Genomic DNA, 26986 nt, shown 5'->3' with positions numbered 1-26986 from the left:
GGAACTGCCCGCCGAAACAACCCTCATCGGCTTCGCGGGTGCACCTTGGACGGTTGCAACCTATATGATCGCTGGTCAGGGCACGCCGGATCAGGCGCCTGCCCACAAACTCAAGGCAGAAAACCGCGCTGTCTTTGACGCTCTGATGGACCGGATAACGGATGCGACGATCCACTACATGTCAAAGCAGATCGAGGCCGGTGCAGAGGTCGTCAAAATTTTCGACAGCTGGGCAGGTTCGCTTCAGGGCGATGATTTCATGGACTATTCGATCAAGCCAATGGCGCGAATCACTTCGGCCCTCAAGGATAAGCATCCTCATGTGCCAATCATCGCCTTCCCCCGCGGCGCAGGCGAAAAGTACAAAGGCGCCCATGCCGCGACAGGGGCCGATTGCATCGCCGTTGACGATGGCGTGACCGCAGAATGGGCCGCCCAGCATCTACAACCTGGCGGCTGCGTGCAAGGCAACCTGAAATCATCGCATATGGTATCTGGTGGTGACGCGCTGGTGTCGGAAACACGGCGCACGGTTCAGGCTTTTGCCAAAGGACCACATATTTTCAACCTCGGTCACGGCATCACTCCAGATGCAGATCCCGAGAATGTTCAACTGATGATCGATACCGTGCGCAACGGCTAAATTACCAGTTCAGAAGCCAATATATTGGGGGGGGGGTGTTTCCCCCCCCCTTTTTAAATCGGGTTGGCCTCTGCAAAGGTTTTGAAAAACGCGAGGAAAGCACGGTCGGCATCGCGTGGCACCTCTTTTCCCTTCGCCCAGTCACGCCATTCCCCTTCAACGTGATAGATATCAAAACCCGGATAGCGCAGGCGCGCCGTCTCGTATGTATCGGCGCGCAGCGCTTCGCCACGGGCCTCGAGCCAGACTGGGCGCGGGCGTGCTGCATAAGCGCGGGGGGGAGGTTCGTTGGCGGTTTGAGCACGTTCTTGGGCCCGCTCCTTGCGGCCAACCTTGGAAAAGCTCAACTCCCGCTCTGCTTCCGCCTCTGACTTGGCATCCTTGCGCCACCATTTCAGCTCGACGTGAGTGACCCGCCTGCCCGTCTTGATCGGCTCCACCTCAACGATGTAATCGCTCAGCGCACAGACCTCGACCACCGCAGGATCGATCGCCCGCAACTTGAGGTTGGACCATGAGGTCAGCTTTCCCTTGGGGACGCCAAGAATACCGCGCAGATCATCGACGCTAAATTTCTCGGACGATTTCCATCGTAGATTGCCACGTTTTTGAATCATCTCATAAAGCGTCAGTGCGTACTTGGAGCTCAACGCAAACATCACCTCGCGTTGAAGGCGTGCGAATACAGTACTGTCCTTAATGATTCGCCGCAGTCGTGTAGGGATTTCGTATTCGAACAGACCGTCCCGCCGCGTCGTCTCGATGTTACCGCCCAACAGTTGCACCCGCTCGATCGCATCCTCGCCGTCCCGTTTGACCTTCACCTTCACGATGGAGGCCATTAGCCGCTCGATCGATTCTCCAACGCGGTCATTGGAATTATGCGATCCGCGGAGATCGGCCTTTGCAATGACGTGGGTGACCGGCTTGTCGATTGCATCCCACGCATTCTCAAGAAGCTGGTTATAGATCCTACGATCAGCAAGGGTCAGTGGCGTGACCTCGACAAGGTCCACCAACTCGCCCGGCTTGACCAGGCTTTCTGCATTCGGGCGCGCCGTTATCGTGCGGTAAGGTTTGGGTGCCATCTGCTCGCTTACACGTTTATTCTTACTTTTGTATCTGCCTACGCGTAAGGTATCAAAGAAATTGCCCATGGGCAATCACGCAGTAACCACCCTAAAAGTAAGGATAGAAAATGGATAATAACGCACGCCGATTCGCATCCCTCTGTATTCTACTGTCTTTTTACCCTCTGCCTACCACCTGTAGCCAAGCACCCCGAAAGTAAGAATAGGGGCCCTCCCGAAGCGTAAGCATAGCCGCCCCTATATGTAGGAATAGACATCCCCTTATGTAGGCCAAACAGTCCCGAAACGTAAGTGTAGACCCTTAAATCACCTTAAAAACAAAGCGCTCGCGTGTAAGAACATAGAAGATTCCGAAGGAAGAACATAAAAGGGTTTTTCATATATGATTTTTACTAACCAATATGTCTGACAGACCCATAAAAACACTAATCTTACATTTGGGGTGGTTAGGGCACTATCAGCGCTTTATCTGGGTGATTATCTCACCTCAAAAGTACAAATTCCCGTAAATCTGAAATTTAGCTTCGATTTCCCACTATTTATGGTCTAGCCGGATATATTCATACTTGAGCATTAGTGCTGCGCAGTTCATGATTCGGAGATAATCATAACATGAGGATCTCATGGAGCAGCCTGTACTTCCCCCCGTTACACTTGCGGAGCTTGATCAACTTTCAACCCGCGCGTCCACTGTTATCAGCCGTCTACGTGACAGACTGTTCGCACCCGGAACAAGTAAAACACTAGATCTTCGATTTAATGTACGCAAAGCCGCAGAAATGGTCGGGCGCAGTGACAAACTAATTCGCGATGCGGAAGGCGATGGACGCTTGCCCGAACCGCAGAAGGACGATGAAACAGGGCGCCGTACCGGATACAGTCTGGCTCAGGTCAATGAGATGCGGCGCGTATTTGGCACCCTGCCCCACCGCGCAACCAGTGATCCGGCGATGGTTCTGGCCATTCAGAACTTCAAAGGCGGTGTCGGTAAATCTACTATGGTGTGCCATCTCGCACAGTATCTGGCTCTCAAAGGGTATCGTGTCTGCGTAATCGATTGCGACAGTCAGGCCAGTACGACCAGCGTCTTCGGTCTCAACCCCGATATCGACGTAGATGAGGAGGAGGAGACACTTTATCCCTTCTTTCGGCATGGTGGACCAAAGACCCTTCATTACGCGTTGCGGGGTACGTACTGGCCGGGTATTGCATTGATCCCCGCCAATCTTGGCCTTTACGATGCCGAATATGAGTTTGCGGCCCGCATGGCCCGGGATTCGTCGTTTGTTCTTGATAAGTTGCGGGAGGGAATCGAAAGCATCAAAGATGAATTTGATGTTATACTCCTTGATCCGCCCCCTGCCCTCGGGATGCTTTCCCTATCAGTGTTGCGCGCGGCCAATGCTATTGTGATCCCCGCGCCTCCGAATAATATCGATTTTGGCTCAACGGCGCACTTTCTCAAAATGATGGGCGCAACACTGAACGAGCTGGCACGTGCAGGCGGTGCGCGTGATTATGCTTTTATTAAAATTCTTGCAACAAAGATGAATGACAGCAAGTCGGCACATACCGCAATCAAACGGATGATGGATGCAGTATTCCCGCATGACATGCTGAATGCTGTGCTGAAAGATAGCGCAGAAATCGACAATGCTGCCGCCAATCTGGCGACGGTTTATGAGCTGACGGGCCCTTCGACACGGACCGAGACACACAAACGCTGTCGTGCGTATTTGGATGCGGTAAACAGCGAGATTGAGCTGCTCATCCGCAAAACATGGCCTAGCCATCACAAAAGCCTGCGCAAGGAGGGGCTGCTATGAGCAAGAAACATGATGCGATCTTTGACGATGTGTTGAGCGATCTGGACGGCCCGGCACGTCCCACAAGCGGACGTGAGTCTGCACGTTTTCTCAAACGTTCCACCACCATCAATGACCGGATGTCAGGTGAGCTGGAGGAGAAAACCCTGCGCTGGGTGGATCCGTCCGAGTGCCGCATGTGGGAGCGTCACAATCGCGACTACGCGCTGCTGAACGAAGAGAACTGCCGCGATCTTATCGACGGCATTCGTGCGCAGGGACGTCAGGAATTTGCCGCCGTGGTGCGACCGATTGATGATCCTAATTTCAAGTACGAAGTAATTTGTGGTGCGCGACGCCATTTTGCCGTCAGCTGGCTGCGTGCAAATAACTACACCCAGTTCAAATACCTCGTAGAGCCGCGTGAGATGTCCGACGAAGAGGCGTTTCGCCTTGCCGACATTGAAAACCGTGAGCGTGAGGACATCAGCGATTATGAGCGCGCAATAGATTACGCCGATGCGATCGCGAGGTATTACGGCGGCAAGCAAAAGGCGATGGCGGAACGACTGGAGGTGAGTCAGCCGTGGCTTTCGCGCTATCTCGCGTTGGCATCATTGCCCGCGCAAATTGTCGGCGCCTTCCCGTCAATCCGCGATCTGAAGGAGCGGCATGCCCGCGATCTCAAGCCACTTCTTGCGCGGCCCGCGACAGCGGATCCGGTATTGGCTCAAGCGGCCCGTATTGAGGCGCAGCAGCAGTCAGCGCGAAATGGGCGTGGCCCGTTTGTGGACCCCATGGATGTGGTCAAGCAGTTGCGTCGTGCCGCCGAGGAACCAAAGGCAAAACCAGCCCGCAAAACTGATGAGGTGACATTTCGTCGTTCTGCCGGTGAGAAGGGGATCGTTACCCGCAAAAAGGGCCGTAAATTTCTGATCGAATTCGAGGACAGTATGTCGGAGGCAAGTCTGCGCGGCGCACTTGATGCCTTTCTAAAGGCCAGATTTTCCAAATGAGAATTGCCCGAGGGCAATAATCGTCTAAAATATTGAAAAGTATGGAAAATGCGCCTTAGTCGGGCGCATTTTTTGCAAGATACCCCAAAATCAATGCCGCGACCTCCTCAGGCGCTTCTTCATGGGCAAGATGGCCAAGACCAAGAAGCTCAGCATATTCGAGACCTGCAATTTTCTCCGATAGGTTTCTTGATGTTTCTGCAGGTACAGCACGATCGGCTGCGCCGGCTATCAGAAGCCCCTTTAGCCCGCTCTGAGGTAAACGCTTCAGCAACGGCCGAAGATCCCATTGTGCCATCATCTGTAGTGTCGCATTCACATGGTCGCGGTCACTCACCAAGGCGCCGTAATATCGAAGATCTTCGGGTGGCAGCGTCGAACCTGTGCCGTCAATCAAGCGCTGGATAGATCGTGGGTTGCTGTTGGAAGCAGTGAAGATGGCCGCTACTCCGGGCATAACCGCTAGAGCCTTTGCCATGAGAGGAAACATCAGGCCTGCCACACCTTTGAAGTGCGAGAGCGCAGCGTTGATACCAATGATCCGTGGGGTAGGGGCGGGCAGGCGTGGCGCGAGGTCAAAGGCAACTGCTGCGCCCGCAGAGTGACCTATAATGGCTTGTGGTTGCCAGCCTTGGGACATGCATAGCTTTGCGATATCTTCGGCCATATACTCGAGGCCACAGCGCGCTTGAGCGCCCAGTCGGGTGAATCCTTGACCTGGGAGATCCACCGCGACCACACGGTAGGCTTTGCTAAGCAAGGGGATCAAGTGGCGAAAGCTTTGGGTGGCGCCGCCTGCGCCATGCAGCAACAACAGCATGGGGCCTGCGCCGACTTCCTGAACGTGCCATTTATGTGGCTTAGAAAGTATGAAACGGGATGTACCGGCATGCGGCCAGTCTTTTTTGTGACGCTCCCAATCCATTGCTAATCCTCCAGTTGGCGGGTCACCGCATCGGACAGACTACGCGCGTCAGCGCGGGGCAGGGCGATGTAAGGCCCACCCAGAATTCCCGCAAGTGCGGCGAGGCTTTGCTCGGGCCTGCGTCCAGTGTCGATGACAATACAATCGACACCCGCAGCCCGTAGCGCCTGGGCAGCGGTACGGGCATCACTGGTTGCTTGCGCGCGATTTGGGGTGCCATCAAGCGCCATGTTGGCGCGCCCGTCTGTCAGGGTGATGACGGTCGGGCTAAGGCCCTTGCGCCGCGCCTGCATTGCCATGTTTTGTGCGGCCATCAGACCGGCAGCCAGCGGCGTCGCACCACCGCCGGGAAGCGCAGCAAGCTTGCGTTTTGTTTGTACGAGCGAGCGTGTGGGATCAAGCAGTACATCCGCGCCGGCTCCGCGAAACGCGATCAGCGCAACGTGGTCGCGGCGTGCATAAGCTTCGGCAAGTAAAAGCTCTATTGCGCCCTTTGCTTCACCAAGACGGGCCATCGCAGCCGATCCAGAGGCATCAACCGAAAAAATGAGGAGCCGATCAGAGTGCTCAACATACCGTTTGCGCCGCAAATCGCTGGGGCGGATGATCGGGCCGGCGCGGTCAGGAGTGTTCTGCCTGCGCAAGGTTTGCCATGGAATAGCAGCACGCAGGGTCGCGATCAAATCAACACGGCCCTGTGCCGCCCCACCGTCGCGCGCGGGCAGGGGCCGACCACGGCGGTTGCCTATTTTCTTTTTCCCCGCACCGCTTCCTGTGGCACCTCGGGTAGTGCCACCAGTGTTCAGCTTTGCGAGCAGATCAGGTGGAAGGGACGCAAGCACAGCGTCTAGAAGTATATCTTGCGGCAGGCTGGTTTGCGGCTCTGGCTGGGTATTGGGGTCATCGTTTGGTGGGGTATCATCAGGTATTTCCTGAGGGTCGTCCTCTGCAGGGAGTTGCGTGGCACGATGGGCAAAGACCAAGGCTACTGCGGCGGCGATATCTTCTTCTTCAGTCTCTGTTCGACCATGTAGAGACGCATGCGCCTTTGTGGTGCGTAGGGCAAACCCAACAGCGCGGAGGCTTGTGATACCCAGGCGGACGGCCAATAGGACAAGCGTCTCAACGGTGTCGGGGGGCGTTTTAACCGCAACCTGTCTCCGGGCATGAGGCCAGACAGGCGTCCCGATGATTTCACTAATTGCGCAATGTCCCAGATCTACATGAAAGGCGAGGCGATCCGAGAGGGCAGGGGGTAGCTGTTCTTCGTCAATCCCCTCATCCAGCGCAATCAGGTACTGCCCATTTTGTGCATCAAGTGTCGCAGCAAGACGCGCGGCGATATAAGGTTCTGTCCGCTCGGCCATAGCCAATACAAAAACGCCCTGACGTACCAAAAGGCCCTTTGTTAGGGTCAAAGTTCCTGAATTCAGTGTCGCTGACACATCAATTCCGCCATCCAGCGCATCCGCACTCAGGGCTGGGTGCAGGCGGGTATGGTCAGGCAATATGTTCGTTACCGCATCGCGCACCGCCCCGCTACGCGCCCGCAGGACGAGACCGCCAAGAGACGGATCAATCGCCAGCAGGGCAAGTGCGGTATGGGCGCGCGTAAGGGGCGTCATCAGGCGCCTAATGTTTCTTCGACGATACGTGCAACACGGGTACCTGATCCCGCGTCATCCAACGGATCGCGTCGCATGCGGTGGCGCAATGCCAGTGCGGCAACATCGCGAATATGCACCCGTGTCAGGGCCGTATCATCACGAAACGCAGCATAGGCGCGGGCGGCCTTGAGGAGGGTTAATTCCCCGCGCAACCCGTCGGAGCCGAGGGCGATGCAAAGTTCAGCCACATCGCGCAGACTTTGCTCGGGCGTGGTCAGTTTCTTGAGTGCGACACGGGCGGCAGTTATCTGACTGCGCAGCATCCCGTCCTCCGCCTGCCAGCGCACCATAAAGGCCGCATGATCATTGTCATAGGCATCACGGCGTTTGATGACCTCGATCCGCTGTTCGATATCTGTGGGGGAGGCAACGTCGACTGAAAGTCCGAAGCGGTCTAGCAGTTGGGGCCGCAACTCTCCTTCTTCGGGGTTGCCGGACCCCACAAGAACAAAGCGGGCAGCATGGCGGATAGATAGCCCTTCGCGCTCGACTACGTTCTGGCCCGATTGGGCCACATCAAGAAGGAGATCTACGATGTGATCTTCTAGAAGGTTCACCTCGTCGATATAAAGATATCCGCGATTGGCTTTTGCCAAAAGGCCGGGCTGAAATGCCTTTTCCCCGTTTGTTAGAGCCTTTTCGATGTCCAGGGCGCCGGTCACGCGGTCTTCTGATGCGCCAAGGGGCAGGTCAACAACAGGCGTCGGGATCTCATGCAAAGTTTCAGTCTCTAATCCAGCCCAATCGGGGCATTCCGACAACCGCGCAGCGTTCACCGGACAGCCCTGCACCGCGGTTATGGGAGGGAGCAAGGCAGCAAGGGCGCGCACGGCGGTTGATTTTCCCGTGCCACGATCACCGAACACCAGCACCCCTCCGATAGTGGGGTCAATCGCAGTCAGGATCATGGCGCGTTTCATGTCTTCCTGACCCACGATGGCGGAAAAAGGGAAGGGTTGTTTCATATTGGTTCTTTCGGGTCACTAATCGTCATGAGGGGAGAGGCACCGCCCCATGTGCCACGGTCGGACACAAGGGCAAATCGGGCGTAGAGCTCTTCGGAAAACCAGTCATCGGCGCGAACAGCTTTTATCGCTTCGGCGTGCGGGCCGGTGCGGGCGAAATTATTCATTGCGGTAGCATCGGGCCAGATCGAAAATGTGACCTGTTGCAGCCACGGCTTTTCCCCGATCCCGAGTTTGAACAGGACGGATGGGTCAGCGCCAATCACTGCAGAGATGTTCGGTACGCGCCCCCAAAAACTGCGTAGCAAGCCGGTTTTCACCTTGGCCCGCGTGAGTGCGGCAATGGGTCCGGTACTGCTCGTGTTTTGGGCAATGAAGGGTTGCACCCCCGCCCATTCACCGCGTGTCGATGTTGGTGACATAAATACTGTCCAGTCCTCGAGCGATTTCACAGCATAGCGGGCAAATATACCCCTCGCGGTTTCTCGCAGTGCCGTCGCCTCATCAGGCCAGGTCGCAAGAATCGCATAGACACCAAAGTTGGGCCTCGGTGTGAAACCCTCACCCGTGCCCGAGCCGCATAGCTTCCAAAAGCCGATACCCGAAGTGCGTGCCATCGCTCGTCGGGCAAGGCCCATCATGGCAAAGGCCCACACGCGGCTGCCCAAACTCCCGAAGCGATAAAAGCTGAGGCTCACCACCTGTTGCAAATGTAAAAATCTCCAATGTGTCTATTTTAGTTTACACATTTGGTGTAAACATGGAAGAGTGTTCCGTGAAGCCGCAAATCCCAAGAGACAGTATAAAAAGCCCCCCATGACAGACAAACATGCCACTTCTGACAAGCGCGCTCTTGTAATCGGGGCGGGCCTTGGCGGCCTTGCTGCGGCAATGCGCCTTGGGGCAAAGGGCTATGCCGTCACGGTGCTCGACCGGTTGGACCGCTCGGGCGGGCGCGGCTCGTCGATTACGCAGGACGGCCACCGGTTTGATTTGGGACCGACAATTGTAACCGTGCCGCAGATATTCGAATCACTCTGGGCTGATTGCGGCCGTGATTTCAGAGCTGACGTTGATTTGCGCCCTCTTGATCCGTTCTATGAAGTTCGCTGGCCTGATGGCACAAAGTTTGCGGCTTGCGGTGATGACGACCGGATGTTTGCTGAAGTGTCAAAAATTTCGCCGCATGATCTTAAGGGGTACAAGCGGTTCCTCAAGGACAGTCATGCCCGCTATGTTGTCGGGTTCGAGGGAATGGTTGCAAAACCGATGCACCGCATTTGGGAGACAATAAAGGTGCTGCCGAAGTTTGCCATTCTGCGTGCCGACCGCTCGATTTATGCCCATGCGGCGGCGCGGGTTAAAGACGAAAGACTGCGCATGGCGCTGTCCTTCCACCCGCTGTTTATTGGCGGTGATCCTATGCATGTGACATCTATCTATGCGCTGGTCGGGCATTTGGAAAAAACATACGGGGTGCATTATGCTATGGGCGGAGTGCAGGCGATTGCCGATGCCATGGCCGATGTGATTCGCGCACAGGGGGGCGTGATTCTTCACGGTGCCGAGGCGGATGAGATTATTGTCCAGAACGGCAAGGCTCGTGCGGTAACTCTTACAAACGGGGATAGGCTAGAGGCGCCCTTGATTGTGAGTAATGCGGATGCGGGCCACACCTATGCCCACCTGCTGCGGAATCATAAAAAGCGTCGCTGGACAGCGCCCAAACTACGGCGCAAGCGGTGGTCCATGGGTCTTTATGTCTGGTATTTCGGGACCAAAGGGACGGCACAGGATTGGCCGGATCTGGGCCATCATACGATCGTCAACGGTCCGCGCTTCAAAGGGCTGCTGAACGATATCTTCATGAAGGGTAAATTGTCCGATGACATGAGCCTGTATATCCACCGCCCCTCTGTCACCGATCCAACTGCCGCGCCACAGGGGGATGATACTTTTTATGTTTTGTCGCCGGTGCCGCATCTTGGCTGGAAAAATGCTGTGAACTGGAAAACAGAGGAGCCGGTCTATCGCGAAAAGGTTGCGGCCGAATTGGAAAAACAGATGCCGGGCTTCCGTGAAAAAATCACGACCGAACTGGTGTTCACCCCAGAGGACTTTCGCGACCGTTATCTGTCGCCTCACGGTGCCGGTTTCTCCCTTGAGCCGCGCATCCTGCAAAGCGCTTGGTTCCGCCCCCATAACGTCAGCGAAGAGGCTGAAGGCCTGTTCCTTGTCGGTGCAGGCACGCACCCGGGTGCCGGGTTACCCGGTGTTGTCTCCAGTGCCGAGGTCCTCGCAAAGCTGGTCCCTGATATGCCCGTAATTACGCAGAAGCAAAGACTGGCAGCCGAATGATTGCTCCCGCAGACCTTGAGCACTGCCGCGATGTGATCCGCACAGGATCACTGTCGTTTCATGCAGCCTCCAAATTGCTGCCTGCCTCCGTTCGTGATCCCGCGCTTGCGCTCTATGCTTTTTGCCGCCTCGCCGACGACGAGGTTGATGAGGGTTTCGAGAAGGGCCGCGCTGTGATCGAATTGCAAGAGCGTCTTGACCTTGCCTATGCGGGGACGCCGAAAAACGCCCCCGAGGACCGCGCCTTTGCAGCGATTATTGCGGAATTCGACATGCCCCGCGCTCTGCCCGAAGCCTTGTTAGAAGGGTTGGCGTGGGACGCGGTTGAACGGCGGTATCATACACTCTCTGACGTGCGGATGTATTCCTCCCGCGTCGCCTCGGCTGTGGGGGCGATGATGTGCGTGCTGATGCGCGTGCGTGAACCGCATGCCTTGGCACGCGCTTGTGATCTGGGTGTGGCGATGCAACTTACAAATATTGCCCGCGATGTGGGTGAGGATGCCCGCGCTGGCCGCATCTATCTCCCGCTTGACTGGTTGGAGGAGGAAGGAATTGCCCTTGATGCTTTCTTTGCCGCGCCGGAGGCATCGCCCGAAATTCGCCGCATGGTTCGCCGTCTGCTGTCCGAAGCGCGCAGGCTTTATATCCGCTCGGAGGCGGGCATTGGCGCGCTTCCGGTAAGTGCGCGCACCGGAATTTTTGCAGCGCGGTACATTTACGAGGGTATTGGTGGTGCCCTGCGCCGCAACAACCATGATTCGATCAGTTTCCGCGCGCGCACCACCAAAGCGCAAAAAATAAAATTGATTGGTAAGGCGGGCTTGCGGGCTGCTGCCTCCATCGCCCTTCCGCGCTCTCCGGTAATTTTCGCCAAGCCATTGCCAGAGGTTGCTTTTTTGGTTGATGCAACAGCCAGTCGAAACCCTGTCATGCCCACTCGGATGGAAGGATTGATGGAAGTCATGGCAGTGCTGCGCGCGCGCGAGCTTGCAAATGGTCGCACTCAAGGGGTGGCGGCGGAGTAAACAACCGCTATCTAGAGCAGATGGATATATCTCTCTTTGCAATCTTCCTTCTGGCCTGCTGTGCTGCCGGTGCCACCGGCGCGGTATTTAAGCCGGGTGCGTGGTATAAATCCCTCGAAAAACCTTGGTTTACACCGCCAGATTGGGTGTTTCCTGTGGCTTGGACCAGTATTTATCTGTTGATCTCCTTTGCCGGTGCGCGCCTCGCTGTGATCGAGGGCAATGCCTACGCGATGGCTTTCTGGGCCGCGCAGGCCGCACTTTCCACCCTATGGACACCCTTGTTTTTTGGATTGCGCCGGATAAAGGGTGCGTTGCTGGCCATGGGTCCGCTCTGGATCAGTGTAGCGGGCTGCACCTATACTGCGTTCGCATTGGATTTTTGGGCGGGCCTTGCTTTTGTGCCCTATCTGATCTGGGTTACCGTTGCCGCCGCGCTCAACGTCGAGATGTGGCGCCTCAACCCTGATGTATCGCCTCTGAGCACGGACTGAAGCAGGGCTTTCAGCGTTTACCATTTCTCCTGCTGAGCTGAATTGTGGAAGAACCGCGCGCGCGGCTGCTTAAAAATTCCAGACTTTGCGCCGTGGCACCCGCACCGCCAACATCGGCTTGAGTAGTGGCTGTTTGTAGCGGTCCAGATCCAACGCTTCGTGGACGCCCTGAACTTTTTCGCCATTCACGACCGTTTCTACGACCGAACGGGAATAAAAAGGCGCGTCCAGCATCGCCTTGATTTGGTGTGGTTTGGTCCCCGCATCTGCACGCGTTTCGCGGCGCAGCGCCCAGAGGGTGCGTTTGAACGGTGTGCGCGGTGGACCGTCAATCAGCTTTGCCTCTCCATTCCGGTTAAAGGCGATGGCAGCATCAAGGGCTGAACCATCGCGGCGGTCGGCATCATAGAAACAGGTGGCTCCGTCCCGTGTTGGATAACGGCCCCACGTCCAATATCTGAAATCCTGTTCAAGCGGCCGCGTGCCAAAATTCGCATCGAAATAGCCATGCCCGGTCCACTGCCAATTTTTCGCTTCCAGATCCACCTTGATCCGAGACGTTGGCGCGAAGGGCCGCCAGACGTGTGCGCCGTCAGGGGTCAGAGGTAGCTCGACTGTAGTGATGGCTTCGGGTGAAATCGTGATGCGGCCGCGTACACGGCTGACCAGAGGCAGCGATGATACCTCATTGATGTCGATGACCAGATCGGTCCCGTTCCAATGCATTGAGGAGGGTCCGACGCGCAGTGTATCGGGGCTGGCCTGCAATGCGGTTTCACCGCGGTCTGTCATGGTGAACCGTCCACCCGCACCATAGGTTGCCACGTTGATGCAGCAATGATCGGCTGGATTCCCGCGCCCGGACCAGTGATACCAAGGCGAGAATACCGAGCCGATGAAGCCGATTACCGACACGGCCATTGTCCCGCAGTCGCTTACGCCGTCGACGTACCACCAAGCGTAGCCGCCTGCGGGGACGTCGAGGTTAAACATAGGTCTGCGCTCATCGCTGCGGCCGCATGCGCGGCGGAGAGCGTGGCCATCGGCACCCCCGCGCCCGGATGCGCGCCGCCCCCCGTGAGGTACAGGCCCGCCATTTTCGTCCTTGCCGTCGGGCGTGCAAATGCTGCCATCATTCCCGCTGGGGATCGCCCGTAAAGAGATCCGTTCGACCCCGGAAACAGAGCGGCGAAGCTGTGTGGTCCCGTCAGTGTCGAGACCATTGGGGGCGGGCTGAACGTGAGGCCGAAGGCTGCCAATCTGTTGAAGATCAGGTTTTGGCATTGGTCGCTCTCCTGTGAGGATATCGTTGAATGATCGCGGACGGGAGGTGCGTTGAGAATAATCTCGAAACGCTCGGGGCCATCCGGTGTAGCGCTGCCAAAGCGATCCTGCGCGCAGACATATAGGGTAGGGTCGGATTGCAGAGCGTCGCGGGCGAGGGGCGTATACTCCTCGGCGCCATCGTCCGCAAAAAACACGTTATGAGCCGCAAGGGGAAAGGCATTTTCTACCGTTGCGGCAAAAGCTTGTACCTGTGCAGACAAGCTGCGGGGTTCAATAGCGAGGGGCGGCACGACAGTTTCCAGATCGGGGCCGAGCATCCCCATATTTAATGCGCGGGGGTCGCCGTTAAATAAAACCGCATTGACAGGGGTGCGCCCGCTCTCGGTGTGAACTGCGCAGGGGCGCCCCTCGTCGGTTTCGATCCACGACACGTGATCATTATATCGAAACTGCGCACCTTTTTTGCGCGCAAGTGCTTCGATGGCCACTGCAAGCCGGTGCATCCCGCCCTCGACATGCCAGACACCGCGCCGCTCTGCCTCCCAGATAAGCGACAAGATTGCGGGGCAGTCATCGGGCAGGCCGCCGACATAGGTGGCATAGCGAGAAAACAATTGTACCAGCTTTGGTTCGGAAAAATTATTGCGGAGCATTTTGGCAAGGGAATTATGCGGTGCCATCGCAGGGATGATTGCGGGTTTGCGCAGGACGGTGCGGGTCATCGCGCTCAGATCGGGGGTGGGAGACTGCATCATTGGCGCGTCGAATGTATCAAACAGGGCGGCTGCACGTTTTCCGAACTGTGTAAAATCGCGCGCTGCCTGCGTGCCAAAGATGTCGGCAACATTCTGCCGGCTGTGTACAGGATCGGCCATTAGATCAAGGGTGGTGCCGTCGCGCCAGAAATGCCGCGCCAACAGCGGCTCGGCGGTGAGGGTCACGTGGTCCTCCAGCCTGGCACCGACGTCAGCGAATAAATCGTCGAACACATGCTTAAGGGTGAGGACAGTGGGGCCGGCATCGACAGGTCCTGCATCCGAAGGCAAGGTGCGCATTTTGCCACCCGGTTTTGCGTGTCGCTCGAACACGGTGACTTTTGCGCCGGTATGGATCAGGCGCAGAGCTGCCGCTAATCCACCGATGCCCGCACCGATAACAGCGATATGGGGGGTATTTTCTGGAATGTTACTCTCCAAGGCAGTGATTGACATTTCTCGCGAATGTGTCCAGTTTAGTTTACAGTTGTGATGTCAGCAACAGTTTACATTTTTCCACGGATGGCCGGAGAAGAGCAATATGTCATTTGCCAAAAGAATAGACAGCGCGATTATGAAGGCGATCGCGGAAGGGCAGACAGCGCCCAGCCCCGCCAAGCTTGCGGAGGCATTGCATTATGCTGTTACGCCCGGTGGCGCGCGTATTAGGCCGACAATTTTGATGAGCATCGCAGCGGCTTGCGGGGACAAGCATCCTAGGTTGGCGGATGCAGCGGCAACAGCGTTGGAGCTGGTGCATTGCGCCTCTCTCGTGCATGACGATCTGCCTTGTTTTGATGATGCAGACACGCGGCGGGGCAAGCCGTCGGTACACAAGGTATTTGGTGAAGCGCTGGCTGTGCTGGTGGGTGACAGCCTGATCATTATGGCCTTCGAGGTGCTCGCGAAAGCTGCCGTTGATGCACCCGAGCGCGCAATTGCGTGTATGCGTGTGTTGGCGGCGCGCAGCGGAATGCCAAATGGCATTTGTGCAGGTCAGGGTTGGGAAAACGAAACTCAGATTGATCTGAGTGCCTATCACGCCGCCAAAACGGGCGCATTGTTTATGGCGGCCACCCAGATGGGCGCGATAGCCGGCGGCCAAGAGGGTGAGCAATGGGAAGAGTTGGGTGCGCGAATCGGTGAGGCCTTTCAGGTGGCTGACGATCTGCGGGACGCGTTGTACGATGAGGATACGCTGGGCAAGCCTGTGGGGCAGGATGATTTGCACGGACGGCCCAATGCTGTGACGCAGTTGGGAGTCGATGGTGCGATCCAGCGGATGCGCGATATTTTAGGGGGCGCAATTGCGTCGATCCCGAAATGCCCCGGTGAGGCGATGCTGGCCGCAATGGTCACCGCACAAGCCGAGGTTTTGACTCCGATCAAATGGCGCGCTGATCAGGCCGCGAAGATTGCGGGCGAGTGACTTTTTTTACCGACCCTGTATTGCGCGCTGATAAACCCGGCGCAGGGGGCTGGTTTAACCGATTGATGGCTGCTCGCGGGTTCCAGAAATGGGCCGCGAAATTCCCCCTGACCCGCCGCATTGTCCGCCGTGAGGGCGAGGCGATGTTCGATTTGCTGGCTGGGTTTTGTCACAGTCAGGTTCTCTCGGCGCTGGTACAACTGGAGATCCCTCAAAAGCTAATGCGCGGTCCGCTGGAGGCTACAGTGCTGGCACATCACGCAGATATGCCGTTGGAACGGATGCAGATATTGCTGCGTGCCGGTGTTGCGCTTGGTGTACTCAGATCCCGTAGGGCAGGGCGGTTCGGCCTAAGCCGCACAGGGGCCGCCCTTGTAGGGGTTCCGGGGCTGAGTCAGATGATTGCCCATCACGATGTGCTTTACCGTGATCTGTCCGATCCGGTTGCGTTTTTTCGGGGTGAGGTCCAGACCGAGCTGGCGGATTTCTGGCCCTATGTCTTTGGTGGCAACATGGATCCCGAAGTGGCCGCGACCTACTCCGATTTGATGGCGCAAAGCCAGGTTTTGGTGGCCGATGATACGCTCGCCGCGATAGACCTGTCAGGTGTTAGCGCACTTATGGACATCGGTGGGGGATCGGGCGCATTTCTGACGGCTGTCGGAGAAGTATACTCTGATCTTGATCTGATGCTTTTCGATTTACCCGAAGTGGCCCCGTCTGCCGCGCAGCGGTTTAGCGCGGCGGGAGTGACAGAACGAACGCGAATCACGGGTGGTTCGTTCCGCGAGGATCCTCTCCCGCAGGGGGCGGATGCGATTAGCCTTATTCGTGTTTTGTATGATCATAGCGATGATACGGTGAAGGCGTTGTTGGCGAAGTGCTATGCTGCGCTGCCATCGGGCGGCCGGATTATCATCTCCGAGCCGATGACGGGGGGGGTAAAACCCACTCGTGCTGGGGATGCCTATTTTGCACTCTATACGCTGGCGATGCGCACAGGGCGCACACGCTCAGCCTGCGAGATCAGATCCTTGTGCCACGCTGCCGGTTTCGTGAATGTTAAAGCGCCCGCTGCCCGGCGTCCGTTTGTTACGTCCTGCATCGAGGCGCGCAAACCTTAGACATCTTTAAAATTACAAAGTGTCTAATTTAGTTGACACTCTTGTGTGTCTAGTTAGTATTACAGATAGAGCAAGCGACCCAAGTGAGTCCCTCAATGTGAGGGTGCCGGGCCGATTGATACCGGGGAGGCTGAATTGCAAACCACTGCTGTCATCTTGAGCGAGCCAAAGGCGATCCGGCTTGATGTGTTGGACGTTACCACGCCCGACCAGGATGATATTGTGGTGCAGGTCAGCCATTCGGGCATCTCCACCGGAACCGAAAAGCTGTTTTGGAGCGGTGCTATGCCGCCGTTCCCCGGCATGGGTTATCCGTTGGTTCCCGGTTACGAGGCTGCTGGCGAAGTTGTCGAAGCTGGATCGAATACAAATTTCAAAGTAGGCGACCGCGTGTTTGTGCCGGGCGCCAACTGTTTCGACGGGGCGTTTGGATTGTTTGGTGGTGCTTCAAGCCTGCTGGTCAGTAATGCCGAACGCGCAACAAAGATTGATGCAGGTCTCGGGGCTGAGGGCGCATTGCTTGCCCTTGCGGCGACTGCGCGCCATGCGATGGCTGGTCCGCACAAAGCAGTGCCTGACCTGATTGTCGGACATGGTGTTTTGGGTCGTCTTCTGGCGCGCCTGACGGTTGCGGCCGGTGCACCTGCGCCGACCGTCTGGGAAACCAATCCCGCCCGTCATGCCGGCGCTGTTGGTTATGATGTCGTTCATCCCGACGATGATCCGCGCAAAGATTACATGTCCGTCTATGATGCCTCTGGCAGTGACGGCATTTTGGGGCAGCTGTTCGGGCGTATTGCCCGCGGCGGCGAGATTGTTCTGGCGGGGTTCTACCCTGCTCCAATCAGCTTTGCCTTCCCGCCTGCGTTCATGAAAGAGGCGCGGTTCCGCATCGCTGCTGAATGGACGCGCGACGATCTTACCGCCACGCGAGCGTTGGTCGAATCCGGCGCGCTGAGCCTTGGCGGACTTATCACACATACATCACCGGCAGGTGCTGCGGCGGACGCTTATGACACAGCGTTCAGCGATGCCTCCTGCCTGAAAATGATACTCGACTGGAAAGGTCACGCATGACACTTGATATCCCTAATCTCAAAGATGGCGGCACCATTTCCGATTTTGACCAGCGTTTGCGCGACGAGGCGAACGAAGACTTCGCCGATATCGTACAAGACGAGCCGACTTCCAAAACGCAGATCATTGCGATCTATGGCAAAGGCGGGATTGGTAAATCATTCACACTCGCGAATCTCAGCCACATGATGGCCGAGCAGGGCAAGCGCGTTTTGCTGATCGGGTGCGACCCGAAATCCGACACCACCTCACTGTTGTTCGGGGGCAAAGCTTGCCCGACTATTATCGAGACCTCGACCCGCAAAAAGCTGGCCGGTGAAGAAGTGAAAATTGGCGACGTTTGTTTCAAACGTGGCGGTGTTTTTGCGATGGAACTTGGCGGGCCAGAAGTTGGTCGCGGCTGTGGCGGGCGTGGGATCATCCACGGGTTTGAGTTGCTCGAGAAACTGGGGTTTCACGATTGGGACTTTGACTACGTCCTGCTTGATTTCCTCGGCGACGTTGTTTGTGGCGGCTTTGGTCTGCCTATCGCCCGCGACATGGCGCAAAAAGTTATCCTTGTCGCATCCAATGACTTACAGTCGCTTTATGTGGCAAACAATGTTTGCTCGGCGGTTGAGTACTTCCGCAAGCTGGGCGGCAACGTCGGCGTAGCGGGCTTGGTCATTAATAAGGATGACGGATCGGGCGAGGCAGCCGCATTTGCCAAAGCGGTCAAGATACCTGTGCTGGCATCGATCCCGCAGGACGATGATCTGCGCAAGAAATCCGCGAACTACCAGATCGTCGGTACCTTTGAGAGCCAGTGGGGCCCACTGTTTGCTGCCCTTGGGGACGAAGTTGCAGTAGCTCCGCCGGTTCGGCCAACGCCGTTGGATCAGGACGGTTTGCTGGACTTATTCGATGCTTCCCAGACAGGTGGGGATTTTGTGCTGGAACCTGCGACCGACATGGATATGCGCGGCAAAAATGCAGCGCCTGCAGAGAGCCTCGAGGTGATCTATGACACCGTATAAAGAGCGCATTTTCAGCCAGATCGAAAAGGTCTTATCTCAAGCGGAGCCCGCGCAAATCGAGAAATTGCTAAGTGATATCGCAAGCGGCCAGTTCTGCCAAACTGCACAAACACGTGCGGGGGACAATGATAACCACAGCAATGTAACAAATATAAATTGCATTCGTACCCCACAAAGGGCGCCCCGTGATGTGCCAAGCGGGAGGTATTTCTCGTGAGTGGTGAAACAAGATACGATGCCACCGACGTTGTCGATGTTGACACCGGAACCGAGTTGGAAGGTCGCGATGTGCCTCTGACACAGGATGGTCTGGGCTGTCATTCTGGTAACGAGATGGAAAAGGCGGCCCGTTTGGCCGGCAATTCGGAAATGCTCGATAAATTTGCGGCGGACTATCCGAAAGGTCCGCATGACCAACCGCAAAGCATGTGCCCTGCGTTCGGATCGTTGCGTGTCGGTCTGCGGATGAAGCGCGTGTCCACAATCTTGTCCGGCTCTGCCTGCTGTGTGTACGGTCTGACGTTTGTGAGCCACTTTTACGGAGCGCGCCGGTCGGTCGGGTATGTGCCGTTCAATTCGGAATCTCTGGTGACGGGTAAGCTGTTCGAAGATATCCGCGAAGCTGTGCATGATGTGGCCGATCCTGAGAAGAACGACGCGATTATCGTGACGAATCTTTGTGTGCCCACGGCCTCCGGTGTGCCGCTGCGTCTGTTGCCACGCGAGATCAATGGCGTACGGATCATTGGCATTGATGTGCCCGGATTTGGTATTCCAACCCACGCTGAGGCCAAGGACGTGCTGGCCGGTGCGATGCTGAAATACGCCCGCGAAGAGATCAAGGCGGGCCCCGTGCCGATGCCTGCGAGCGGTAAATCCGACCGCCCGACCGTGACGTTGTTGGGTGAGATGTTTCCCGCTGATCCGATGATGATTGGTCAGATGCTGGCCCCTTTGGGTCTGGCGGTTGGTCCCGTGGTTCCCTGCCGCGAATGGCGCGAGCTTTATGGTGCGCTTGATTGCGGTGCTGTTGCTGCGATCCACCCGTTCTACACCTCGGCCGTGCGTGAGTTTCAGGCTGCGGGCCGTCCGGTTCTGGGCTCTGCGCCTATCGGTCTTGATGGCACTGCTGATTGGCTCAAGGGCATTGGCGATATCTTTGGCCTGTCCGCTGAGAAAGTTGGCGAGGCGCAAAATATGTTCCTGCCTGCGATCAAAGCTGCACTTGCTGCGACCCCGATCAACGGAACGATCACGCTGTCGGGCTATGAAGGCTCCGAGCTGTTGGTCGCACGTCTGCTGATCGAGAGTGGCGCGAATGTTCCTTATGTTGGGACTGCTTGTGCCAAGTCTGAATGGTCTGCGGCTGATGCGGCATGGCTGGAAGCTAAAGGCGTGAAAGTGAAATTCCGCGCGTCATTGGAAGATGATTGCGGTGCGATGGAAGCGATCCAGCCTGATCTGGCCATTGGCACAACGCCTGTTGTGCAAAAAGGCAAAGAGATGGGGATCCCGTCCCTATACTTCACCAACCTGATTTCTGCGCGCCCCCTGATGGGTGTCGCCGGTGCGGGATCGTTGCAGGAAGTCGTGAACGCGGCCATGGGCAACAAGGAGCGCATGGGCAAGATGAAAGCATTCTTCGAGGGTGTGGGACATGGTGACACGGCCGGCGTTTGGGAAAAGTCCCCGAACCTGAAACCCGAATTCCGTGCGCTCAACGCCAAGAAGCTGGAGCGGGCCGCCAAGGCCGCAAAAGCGGCGGAGATGATCTGATGCTGGTTCAGGATCACGATAGAGCAGGCGGATATTGGGGCGCGGTCTATGCATTTTGTGCCGTCAAAGGCCTGCAATGTGTAATCGACGGTCCTGTGGGTTGTGAGAACCTACCCGTGACTTCCGTACTTCACTACACCGATGCACTACCTCCGCATGAGTTGCCGATTGTCGTCACAGGTCTGGGCGAAGGCGAAATGGGATCCGGTACCGAAGAAGCGATGAAGCGCGCCTGGGGGACATTGGATCCTGCGCTGCCAGCTGTTGTTGTGACGGGTTCCATTGCCGAGATGATCGGTGGCGGTGTGACGCCTGCGGGCACGAACATCCAACGCTTTTTGCCGCGAACCATCGACGAGGATCAATGGGAAGCTGCTGACCGTGCAATGACCTGGATTTTTACCGAGTTTGGCATGACCAAGGGCCGTATGCCCAAGGAAGTAAAGCGCGAGGAGGACTCTGCTCCGCGCGTCAATATCCTAGGACCGATGTACGGCACGTTCAACATGCCCTCCGATTTGGCCGAAATTCGCCGTCTGATCGAAGGCATTGGCGCCGAAATCAACATGGTCATGCCTTTGGGCGCGCACGTTGGCGAGATGCGTAACCTTGTGAATTCGGACGTCAATGTCACGATGTACCGCGAGTTTGGCCGCGGCCTTTGCGAAGTTCTGGGCAAGCCTTATTTGCAAGCGCCGGTAGGAATTGATTCAACAACAAAATTCCTGCGTAAGTTAGGCGAGATGCTGGAACTCGACCCTGAACCGTTTATCGAGCAGGAGAAGCATTCGACCATCAAGCCAGTCTGGGACTTGTGGCGCTCGGTCACGCAAGACTTCTTTGCAACGGCTTCTTTCGGGATTGTAGCGAACGAGACTTATGCGCGCGGCATTCGCGGATTCCTCGAAGATGATTTGGGACTCCCATGCGCATTCGCCGTTGCGCGGACACGCGGCAAAAAGACCAATAACGACGAGGTGCGCAACCTCATCCATACCAAGCGACCACTGATCGTAATGGGGAGTATCAACGAGAAGATGTACCTCGCCGAGATGAAGTCCGGTTTTGGTCCTGCGCCCACATTCATTCCTGCCAGCTTTCCAGGTGCTGCGATCCGCCGTGCTACGGGGACGCCCTTCATGGGTTACGCTGGTGCTACCTATTTGTTGCAAGAGGTCTGTAATGGCCTGTTTGATGCGCTGTTTCATATTTTGCCTTTGGGCACGGATATGGATGCCGCTCCGGCAACACTCACTCCTTTGCGCCGTGACTTCCCCTGGGATGCCGACGCACAGGCCCGCCTCGATGAAATCGTGGCACAACATCCGATCCTGACCCGCATCTCTGCGGCCAAAACACTGCGTGACGAAGCTGAAAAGCGCGCGCTGGACAGTGGCGCCGAGCGGGTGGTTCTGGAAACGGTGAATGGTCTTCAACCCAGTTCGGGAGGAACGAAATGACTGATTTTACCAACGATACAAGCATGCCGCGCAAGCGCCATATGACCGCAAGCCAGCGGGAATATTACGCATATTTCGCGATCATTTTTGTCGCCACGCTGCCGCTGGCGGTCCTGACATGGACCCTGACGGCCGTGCGTCAACTGGCCCTGCCATCGCGCGGGCCTGTGAAATCTGCGTGGAGCCAAGCGCAGATTATCACGCCAAGGATCTTCTCGGCCTAAGGCCGGATTATCCGCACCAGAGTTTTTGCTTCTGAGGGACCAGGGCATATAGAAATTCGTCATTCCTGCGAAGGTTTGGTGAATTGAAGCAGGGGGTTAGCTCCTGTTGTGACCCGGCCGCGGGGGATGCGCGGCGTCGGTACTATTTTTTTCTAGGAGAAAAAACATGGCTGATAAAAATGACCTGTCCTTCACAGGTTTGACAGACGAGCAAGCGCAGGAATTGCACTCGGTCTACATGAGCGGCTTCATGATCTTCACGATCGTGGCATCTGTTGCTCACTTGCTGACCTATTTCAAACTGCCTTGGTTCGCCTGGTAACCGGAAGGAATATTTAACATGGCACAGTTTTATAAAATCTGGCTGATCTTCGACCCACGTCGCGTTTTCGTGGCGCAGGGCGTGTTCCTGTTTTTGCTGGCTGCGATGATTCACCTCGTCCTGCTTAGCAATCCAGAGACCAACTGGTTCACCCGCGCCTTCGGTGCGGCAGAAGCCGGCGAATAAGCTCAGTTGCACGACAGCGCTGTGGGCGGCGCCGGTAAATCCTTCGCCGCCCACGGCAAACCCCGTTCAATTACAACGCGCAAGTCTGCCCCTTAACAGGGTAGGGGGCGCTAGAGGAGACGATCGATGGCACAGCTCAGCTTCGAGAAAAAATACCGTGTCCGAGGTGGGACACTGGTAGGCGGAGACTTGTTCGACTTCTGGGTGGGCCCTTTTTATGTCGGCTTTTTTGGCGTTACGACATTCTTTTTTGCGGCACTCGGAACAATTTTAATATTTTACGGTGCATCACTTGGCGATACGTGGAACCCTTGGCTGATCTCGATTGATCCGCCATCGCTGGACGTGGGCCTCGGGGTTGCACCGCTTGCAGAGGGCGGTTTGTGGCAGGTCATTACGATCTGTGCGACATTCGCGTTTATCTCATGGGCCATGCGCGAGGTAGAGATCTGCCGCAAGCTGGGCATGGGATATCACGTGCCCGTCGCGTTTGGGGTGGCGATCCTAGCCTATGTTACATTGGTGATCATTCGCCCGCTGTTGATGGGCGCATGGGGCCATGGTTTTCCCTACGGGATCTTCAGTCACCTCGATTGGGTGAATAACGTCGGCTACGCCTACGGCAACTTCCACTATAACCCTGCGCATATGGTCGCGATTACGTTCTTCTTTACAACGTGTCTGGCTCTTGCGCTGCACGGCTCGCTGGTTCTGTCCGCGGTCAACCCCGGTAAGGGTAAAACCATCGGCACGCCGGACCACGAAGATACCTATTTCCGCGATCTGATCGGCTATTCGATTGGGCCCTTGGGTATTCACCGTCTGGGTTTGCTGCTTGCGCTCAACGCCGGTTTGTGGAGCGCCATCTGTATCGTCATCTCCGGCACGATCTGGTTCGACCAGTGGAGCGCATGGTGGGACTGGTATGCATTGTTGCCCTGGTGGGCGGATCTTTAAGGAGGACTTGAGAAATGGCTGAATATCAAAACATCTTCACCCAGGTTCAGGTCCAAGGACCGGCCGAAATGGGAGTGGACCCTGCGGGAACACTCTCGAGGGAACGTACAAACGGGACCAGCTTCAGTAAGCTAGCTGGCCTTTTCGGGAACGCACAGCTTGGCCCGATCTATCTAGGGACCTTCGGTTTGATCTCGCTTGTTACGGGGTTTGCCTGGTTCTTTATGGTGGGCCTTTCATTCTGGGATCAGGTTGACTACAGCCCTGCGCTCTTCCTGCGCGAGCTGTTCTGGCTGGCGCTTGAGCCACCGGCCGAGGAATATGGTCTGAGCATTCCGCCAATGGCTGAAGGGGGATATTTCCTTCTGGCATCGTTCTTCCTGCTGATCAGTGTGATTTGCTGGTGGGTGCGGACGTATCTGCGTGCAGAAGAGCTTGGCATGGGCAAACATGTTGCATGGGCATTCGCCTCCGCGATCTGGTTGTTTCTTGTGCTGGGTCTGTTCCGTCCCATTCTGATGGGCTCGTGGTCCGAGATGGTTCCCTACGGTATCTTTCCGCACCTTGACTGGACCAATCTCTTCTCGCTGACTTATGGCAACCTTTTCTACAACCCGTTCCACGCGCTCAGCATTGTGTTTCTCTATGGATCTGCCCTGCTGTTTGCGATGCACGGTGCAACCATTCTTGCGGTGAGCCGTTACGGCGGCGAGCGCGAGATCGAGCAGATTGTTGACCGTGGCACTGCCTCTGAACGTGCGGCGCTCTTCTGGCGCTGGACCATGGGCTTTAACGCGACGATGGAAGGGATCCACCGCTGGGCCTGGTGGTTCGCAGTTCTCACAACCCTCACGGGTGGTATCGGGATCCTGCTGACCGGCACTGTTGTCGATAACTGGTTCATCTGGGCACAAGACCACGGCTACGCGCCGCTCAACTAAGGAGACATAAAGATGAGTGACAATCACGATTATCTTGGAACATCCAACAACGCTACCTTCCGCCTGCGCGCAGATGTACTGACGCTGATGCTGAAGGGCGCCGGATATGCCGCAGTCTTCTGTCTGGTAGTCGGCGCATTTCTGGCCGTGACGATTTGGATTGGAGGGCTTTTGCCGGCCGAATCCAAGGAAGCGCCGGATCCGACACCCCTGTCGTTTGTGCTGCCTGCGGAAATCACCGTACACGCCTGAGCAATTTGACGAGGGGCGCGCGACAGCCGCGCCCGCGTCACACAAAATCGGGTAGCTCTGTCCCTAGGGCTATCTGGTACTGTCAGGGGCCTCGACCCCCTGACGCCTCCTGTTGGCTACGGGAGACAGAGGGTGACCATGTTACCCTCTGTTCCCCGGCCAACGGGCATTAGGCCAATATGTTCGAGAGATATTTCAGTCGAGAAAGGGAGACCGCCATGCGCAGTCCCACGCCGCAGCTGGACCGAGTGTCCGCCCCCTCAGATATGAAAGCACTGACCGACGCGGAGTTACGCATTCTTGCGGACGAATTGCGGGAGGAAGTGATTGAAACAGTTGCCACAACGGGCGGTCATCTGGGATCATCACTGGGTGTTGTGGAGCTGACTGTGGCGCTGCACGCGGTTTTTGACACGCCGCGCGACAAGGTGATCTGGGACGTGGGCCATCAGTGCTATCCACATAAAATTCTCACCGGACGCCGCCATAAAATGCACACCTTGCGGCAGGAGGGGGGCCTGTCAGGCTTCACCAAACGCTCGGAGAGTGAATTTGATCCCTTTGGTGCAGCACATTCGTCGACTTCGATTTCTGCCGCACTGGGTTTTACCGTCGCGCGCGATATGGGCGAAGCTACTGGTGATGCGATTGCCGTGATCGGTGATGGTTCGATCTCTGCGGGCATGGCCTATGAGGCGATGAACAACGCTGGCGCCATGGGCCGCCGCATGTTTGTAATTCTGAACGACAACGAAATGAGCATTGCCCCGCCTGTTGGTGCGATGTCGCGATACATGTCGGGATTGACCGAGTTTGCCAATGGGACGCTTGCGGCACTTCCCGGCCCCCTGCGCGACCACGCGCGCCGTGCGCGGCAGTTGGTTACAGGTGCCGTAGAAGAGCAAAGCACTCTGTTTGAGAACCTTGGGTTTCAATACATCGGACCAATTGACGGCCATGACATGGGGCAACTGCTGGGCGTTTTGCGCGCTGCGCGCACGCGTGCGACCGGCCCGGTACTGATCCATTGTTGTACCGTGAAGGGCAAAGGATACGCACCTGCCGAGGCCGCAAGCGACAGCTATCACGGTGTGGGAAAGTTTGACCCCGTTACCGGCATTCAGGCCAAATCCAAACCCAACGCCCCGTCCTACACAGAGATTTTTGGGAAGGCCCTCACAGAGGAGGCACGGCGCGACCCAAAGATCGTGGCAATTACCGCGGCTATGCCAGGCGGTACTGGTCTGGATATTTTTGCCAAGACACATCCGAACAGAATGTTCGACGTGGGCATTGCAGAGCAGCACGGTGTGACCTTTGCTGCGGGTGTGGCAGCGGGTGGTTTGAAGCCATTTGTCGCGATCTATTCTAGCTTCCTTCAGCGGGGGTATGACCAAATCGTGCATGATGTCGCGTTGCAAAATCTTCCTGTCCGGTTTGCGATTGACCGTGCCGGTTTGGTGGGGGCAGACGGTGCCACGCATGCCGGTGCATTCGACATCGGCTACCTTGTTGCGTTGCCTAATATGGTCGTGATGGCTGCATCGGACGAGGCAGAGCTGGTGCATATGGTCGCTACTGCAGCCGCCTATGATGATGGGCCGATTGCGTTTCGCTATCCACGCGGTGAGGGTGAAGGGGTGACCCTGCCGGAGCGCGGTGTGCCGCTTGAAATCGGGAAAGGGGTGATCGTGCGTCAAGGATTTGATGTGGCGATCCTGTCGTTTGGCGCACATTTGGGCGAGAGCCAGCGCGCTGCCGATCTGATCGAAGCGCAAGGCCTGACCGTAACAGTTGCGGATGCGCGGTTTGCCAAACCTCTGGATAAGGCGCTGATCAATCAATTGGCGCGAAAGCACCGTGTATTGATCACGGTCGAGCAGGGATCGCGGGGCGGATTTGGCTCTATGGTCTTGGACCATCTGGCAAACGAGGGCTGGCTGGACAAGACATTGGCCGTGCGAACCGTCAATTTGCCGGACCGGTTTATTGATCAAGCTGCGCCCGATGCAATGTATGCAGATGCGGGCATGACAGCGGGTGATATTGCAGCAACTGCATTGCAGGCCGCACAGCTCCAGCGAGTCAAGGTGACAGATTTTAAGGACTAGCGATCGCGCTTTGAAAAAGCTCAGATCACCGGCCCTTTCGGGGCCGGTGTCCGGAAGGCGGGCTAAGATGAAAACTG

The 26986-nt window shown here is 56.7% G+C and carries 26 protein-coding genes; 19 read left to right on the top strand and 7 right to left on the bottom strand.

Annotated elements, in window-relative coordinates; all coding sequences use genetic code 11:
• Window positions 1-643 (top strand): uroporphyrinogen decarboxylase family protein (locus tag C8N30_RS18950; RefSeq protein WP_120222909.1); only part of this gene is annotated, 643 nt, incomplete at its 5' end.
• Window positions 644-696: 53 nt separating this feature from the next.
• Here the strand turns inward: C8N30_RS18950 and C8N30_RS18945 are convergent.
• Window positions 697-1731 (bottom strand): replication initiation protein, encoded by a 1035-nt coding sequence (locus C8N30_RS18945; protein ID WP_025060869.1) that lies wholly within the window; start codon window positions 1729-1731, stop codon window positions 697-699.
• 626 nt (window positions 1732-2357) lie between these two features.
• On the opposite strand from C8N30_RS18945, the gene C8N30_RS18940 reads away from it, so the two are divergent.
• Together C8N30_RS18940 and C8N30_RS18935 are read left to right on the top strand one after the other, a co-directional pair.
• On the top strand, window positions 2358-3560 hold the full coding sequence (locus tag C8N30_RS18940; RefSeq protein WP_015063198.1) for an AAA family ATPase: 1203 nt from the start codon (window positions 2358-2360) through the stop codon (window positions 3558-3560).
• A complete protein-coding gene (locus tag C8N30_RS18935) occupies window positions 3557-4555 on the top strand; it encodes a ParB/RepB/Spo0J family partition protein (protein ID WP_015063197.1) in 999 nt (332 codons plus the stop codon). The genes C8N30_RS18940 and C8N30_RS18935 overlap by 4 nt, the downstream gene beginning before the upstream one ends.
• A gap of 55 nt (window positions 4556-4610) precedes the next feature.
• On the opposite strand, the gene bchO is transcribed toward C8N30_RS18935, so the two are convergent.
• Genes bchO through crtA form a run of 4 tightly spaced genes read right to left on the bottom strand, consistent with a single transcriptional unit; the run spans window position 4611 to window position 8822 of the window.
• Window positions 4611-5480 carry an alpha/beta fold hydrolase BchO gene (gene bchO / locus C8N30_RS18930; protein ID WP_015063306.1) on the bottom strand — a complete coding sequence of 290 codons (870 nt, stop codon included), beginning with the start codon at window positions 5478-5480 and terminating at the stop codon, window positions 4611-4613.
• Window positions 5481-5482: 2 nt separating this feature from the next.
• Window positions 5483-7105, bottom strand: a complete 1623-nt coding sequence (locus C8N30_RS18925; protein ID WP_015063305.1) for a magnesium chelatase subunit D — start codon at window positions 7103-7105, stop codon at window positions 5483-5485.
• Complete coding sequence (gene bchI, locus C8N30_RS18920) at window positions 7105-8112, bottom strand: magnesium chelatase ATPase subunit I (protein ID WP_015063304.1); 1008 nt, start codon at window positions 8110-8112, stop codon at window positions 7105-7107. Before bchI ends, C8N30_RS18925 begins: the two co-directional genes overlap by 1 nt.
• Window positions 8109-8822 (bottom strand): spheroidene monooxygenase, encoded by a 714-nt coding sequence (gene crtA / locus C8N30_RS18915; RefSeq protein WP_015063303.1) that lies wholly within the window; start codon window positions 8820-8822, stop codon window positions 8109-8111. The genes bchI and crtA overlap by 4 nt, the downstream gene beginning before the upstream one ends.
• Window positions 8823-8928: 106 nt before the next feature.
• Here crtA and C8N30_RS18910 point away from each other — a divergent pair, with 106 nt between their 5' ends.
• From C8N30_RS18910 to tspO, 3 genes are read left to right on the top strand one after another with little or no spacing between them, the layout of a single operon-like run.
• Window positions 8929-10470 (top strand): phytoene desaturase, encoded by a 1542-nt coding sequence (locus C8N30_RS18910; protein ID WP_015063302.1) that lies wholly within the window; start codon window positions 8929-8931, stop codon window positions 10468-10470.
• Window positions 10467-11498 (top strand): 15-cis-phytoene synthase, encoded by a 1032-nt coding sequence (gene crtB, locus C8N30_RS18905; RefSeq protein ID WP_015063301.1) that lies wholly within the window; start codon window positions 10467-10469, stop codon window positions 11496-11498. Before C8N30_RS18910 ends, crtB begins: the two co-directional genes overlap by 4 nt.
• A 20-nt stretch (window positions 11499-11518) precedes the next feature.
• Entirely contained in the window at window positions 11519-11992 is a 474-nt protein-coding gene (tspO, locus tag C8N30_RS18900) for a tryptophan-rich sensory protein TspO (RefSeq protein WP_015063300.1), read from the top strand.
• Between the two features lie 69 nt (window positions 11993-12061).
• On the opposite strand, the gene crtC is transcribed toward tspO, so the two are convergent.
• The gene (gene crtC, locus C8N30_RS18895; protein ID WP_015063299.1) at window positions 12062-12913 is read right to left on the bottom strand and encodes a carotenoid 1,2-hydratase; all 852 of its coding nucleotides are present in this window, start codon (window positions 12911-12913) and stop codon (window positions 12062-12064) included.
• Between the two features lie 14 nt (window positions 12914-12927).
• Window positions 12928-14490 carry a 1-hydroxycarotenoid 3,4-desaturase CrtD gene (gene crtD, locus C8N30_RS18890; RefSeq protein ID WP_015063298.1) on the bottom strand — a complete coding sequence of 521 codons (1563 nt, stop codon included), beginning with the start codon at window positions 14488-14490 and terminating at the stop codon, window positions 12928-12930.
• An 85-nt stretch (window positions 14491-14575) separates the two neighbouring features.
• Here crtD and C8N30_RS18885 point away from each other — a divergent pair, with 85 nt between their 5' ends.
• The 13 genes from C8N30_RS18885 to dxs all read left to right on the top strand — a co-directional run bounded on the left by C8N30_RS18885 (window position 14576) and on the right by dxs (window position 26909).
• Window positions 14576-15463, top strand: coding sequence for a polyprenyl synthetase family protein (locus tag C8N30_RS18885; RefSeq protein WP_015063297.1), 888 nt, complete (start codon window positions 14576-14578; stop codon window positions 15461-15463).
• A 65-nt stretch (window positions 15464-15528) separates the two neighbouring features.
• Window positions 15529-16587, top strand: coding sequence for a methyltransferase (locus tag C8N30_RS18880; RefSeq protein ID WP_051567077.1), 1059 nt, complete (start codon window positions 15529-15531; stop codon window positions 16585-16587).
• A gap of 135 nt (window positions 16588-16722) precedes the next feature.
• A complete protein-coding gene (gene bchC, locus C8N30_RS18875; protein ID WP_015063295.1) occupies window positions 16723-17664 on the top strand; it encodes a chlorophyll synthesis pathway protein BchC in 942 nt (313 codons plus the stop codon).
• On the top strand, window positions 17661-18680 hold the full coding sequence (locus C8N30_RS18870) for a chlorophyllide a reductase iron protein subunit X (protein ID WP_015063294.1): 1020 nt from the start codon (window positions 17661-17663) through the stop codon (window positions 18678-18680). Before bchC ends, C8N30_RS18870 begins: the two co-directional genes overlap by 4 nt.
• Window positions 18681-18893: 213 nt before the next feature.
• On the top strand, window positions 18894-20456 hold the full coding sequence (bchY, locus tag C8N30_RS18865) for a chlorophyllide a reductase subunit Y (protein WP_015063293.1): 1563 nt from the start codon (window positions 18894-18896) through the stop codon (window positions 20454-20456).
• Window positions 20456-21916, top strand: a complete 1461-nt coding sequence (bchZ, locus tag C8N30_RS18860) for a chlorophyllide a reductase subunit Z (protein WP_015063292.1) — start codon at window positions 20456-20458, stop codon at window positions 21914-21916. The genes bchY and bchZ overlap by 1 nt, the downstream gene beginning before the upstream one ends.
• Window positions 21913-22140 (top strand): cytochrome PufQ, encoded by a 228-nt coding sequence (gene pufQ, locus C8N30_RS18855; protein WP_015063291.1) that lies wholly within the window; start codon window positions 21913-21915, stop codon window positions 22138-22140. The genes bchZ and pufQ overlap by 4 nt, the downstream gene beginning before the upstream one ends.
• A 166-nt stretch (window positions 22141-22306) precedes the next feature.
• Window positions 22307-22462 (top strand): light-harvesting antenna LH1, beta subunit, encoded by a 156-nt coding sequence (gene pufB / locus C8N30_RS18850; RefSeq protein ID WP_015063290.1) that lies wholly within the window; start codon window positions 22307-22309, stop codon window positions 22460-22462.
• An 18-nt stretch (window positions 22463-22480) separates the two neighbouring features.
• Window positions 22481-22648: a light-harvesting antenna LH1, alpha subunit gene (gene pufA / locus C8N30_RS18845; RefSeq protein ID WP_015063289.1), complete on the top strand. Its 168-nt coding sequence runs from the start codon at window positions 22481-22483 to the stop codon at window positions 22646-22648.
• A gap of 126 nt (window positions 22649-22774) precedes the next feature.
• Window positions 22775-23605 carry a photosynthetic reaction center subunit L gene (gene pufL / locus C8N30_RS18840; protein WP_015063288.1) on the top strand — a complete coding sequence of 277 codons (831 nt, stop codon included), beginning with the start codon at window positions 22775-22777 and terminating at the stop codon, window positions 23603-23605.
• Window positions 23606-23619: 14 nt separating this feature from the next.
• Complete coding sequence (gene pufM, locus C8N30_RS18835) at window positions 23620-24546, top strand: photosynthetic reaction center subunit M (RefSeq protein WP_015063287.1); 927 nt, start codon at window positions 23620-23622, stop codon at window positions 24544-24546.
• Between the two features lie 12 nt (window positions 24547-24558).
• Window positions 24559-24798: an RC-LH1 core complex protein PufX gene (pufX, locus tag C8N30_RS18830; RefSeq protein ID WP_015063286.1), complete on the top strand. Its 240-nt coding sequence runs from the start codon at window positions 24559-24561 to the stop codon at window positions 24796-24798.
• Window positions 24799-25016: 218 nt separating this feature from the next.
• Window positions 25017-26909: a 1-deoxy-D-xylulose-5-phosphate synthase gene (dxs, locus tag C8N30_RS18825; protein WP_015063285.1), complete on the top strand. Its 1893-nt coding sequence runs from the start codon at window positions 25017-25019 to the stop codon at window positions 26907-26909.
• The last annotated feature ends 77 nt before the right edge of the window (window positions 26910-26986 follow it).

Source organism: Sulfitobacter guttiformis (assembly GCF_003610455.1).
In the GTDB taxonomy this organism is placed as follows: Bacteria; Pseudomonadota; Alphaproteobacteria; order Rhodobacterales; family Rhodobacteraceae; genus Sulfitobacter; species Sulfitobacter guttiformis.
Note: the sequence above shows the minus strand (reverse complement) of the source record. Positions and strands in the feature narration are given on the sequence as shown.

What these genes read in the sequence shown, in the direction of transcription:
- C8N30_RS18945 (WP_025060869.1), bottom strand. Translation starts at nt 1,731, where the DNA reads ATGGCACCCAAACCTTACCGCACGATAACGGCGCGCCCGAATGCAGAA.
- C8N30_RS18940 (WP_015063198.1), top strand. Translation starts at nt 2,358, where the DNA reads ATGGAGCAGCCTGTACTTCCCCCCGTTACACTTGCGGAGCTTGATCAA.
- C8N30_RS18935 (WP_015063197.1), top strand. Translation starts at nt 3,557, where the DNA reads ATGAGCAAGAAACATGATGCGATCTTTGACGATGTGTTGAGCGATCTG.
- bchO (WP_015063306.1), bottom strand. Translation starts at nt 5,480, where the DNA reads ATGGATTGGGAGCGTCACAAAAAAGACTGGCCGCATGCCGGTACATCC.
- C8N30_RS18925 (WP_015063305.1), bottom strand. Translation starts at nt 7,105, where the DNA reads ATGACGCCCCTTACGCGCGCCCATACCGCACTTGCCCTGCTGGCGATT.
- bchI (WP_015063304.1), bottom strand. Translation starts at nt 8,112, where the DNA reads ATGAAACAACCCTTCCCTTTTTCCGCCATCGTGGGTCAGGAAGACATG.
- C8N30_RS18910 (WP_015063302.1), top strand. Translation starts at nt 8,929, where the DNA reads ATGACAGACAAACATGCCACTTCTGACAAGCGCGCTCTTGTAATCGGG.
- crtB (WP_015063301.1), top strand. Translation starts at nt 10,467, where the DNA reads ATGATTGCTCCCGCAGACCTTGAGCACTGCCGCGATGTGATCCGCACA.
- tspO (WP_015063300.1), top strand. Translation starts at nt 11,519, where the DNA reads ATGGATATATCTCTCTTTGCAATCTTCCTTCTGGCCTGCTGTGCTGCC.
- crtC (WP_015063299.1), bottom strand. Translation starts at nt 12,913, where the DNA reads ATGGCCGTGTCGGTAATCGGCTTCATCGGCTCGGTATTCTCGCCTTGG.
- crtD (WP_015063298.1), bottom strand. Translation starts at nt 14,490, where the DNA reads ATGTCAATCACTGCCTTGGAGAGTAACATTCCAGAAAATACCCCCCAT.
- C8N30_RS18885 (WP_015063297.1), top strand. Translation starts at nt 14,576, where the DNA reads ATGTCATTTGCCAAAAGAATAGACAGCGCGATTATGAAGGCGATCGCG.
- C8N30_RS18880 (WP_051567077.1), top strand. Translation starts at nt 15,529, where the DNA reads ATGGCTGCTCGCGGGTTCCAGAAATGGGCCGCGAAATTCCCCCTGACC.
- C8N30_RS18870 (WP_015063294.1), top strand. Translation starts at nt 17,661, where the DNA reads ATGACACTTGATATCCCTAATCTCAAAGATGGCGGCACCATTTCCGAT.
- bchZ (WP_015063292.1), top strand. Translation starts at nt 20,456, where the DNA reads ATGCTGGTTCAGGATCACGATAGAGCAGGCGGATATTGGGGCGCGGTC.
- pufQ (WP_015063291.1), top strand. Translation starts at nt 21,913, where the DNA reads ATGACTGATTTTACCAACGATACAAGCATGCCGCGCAAGCGCCATATG.
- pufB (WP_015063290.1), top strand. Translation starts at nt 22,307, where the DNA reads ATGGCTGATAAAAATGACCTGTCCTTCACAGGTTTGACAGACGAGCAA.
- pufA (WP_015063289.1), top strand. Translation starts at nt 22,481, where the DNA reads ATGGCACAGTTTTATAAAATCTGGCTGATCTTCGACCCACGTCGCGTT.
- pufL (WP_015063288.1), top strand. Translation starts at nt 22,775, where the DNA reads ATGGCACAGCTCAGCTTCGAGAAAAAATACCGTGTCCGAGGTGGGACA.
- pufM (WP_015063287.1), top strand. Translation starts at nt 23,620, where the DNA reads ATGGCTGAATATCAAAACATCTTCACCCAGGTTCAGGTCCAAGGACCG.
- pufX (WP_015063286.1), top strand. Translation starts at nt 24,559, where the DNA reads ATGAGTGACAATCACGATTATCTTGGAACATCCAACAACGCTACCTTC.
- dxs (WP_015063285.1), top strand. Translation starts at nt 25,017, where the DNA reads ATGCGCAGTCCCACGCCGCAGCTGGACCGAGTGTCCGCCCCCTCAGAT.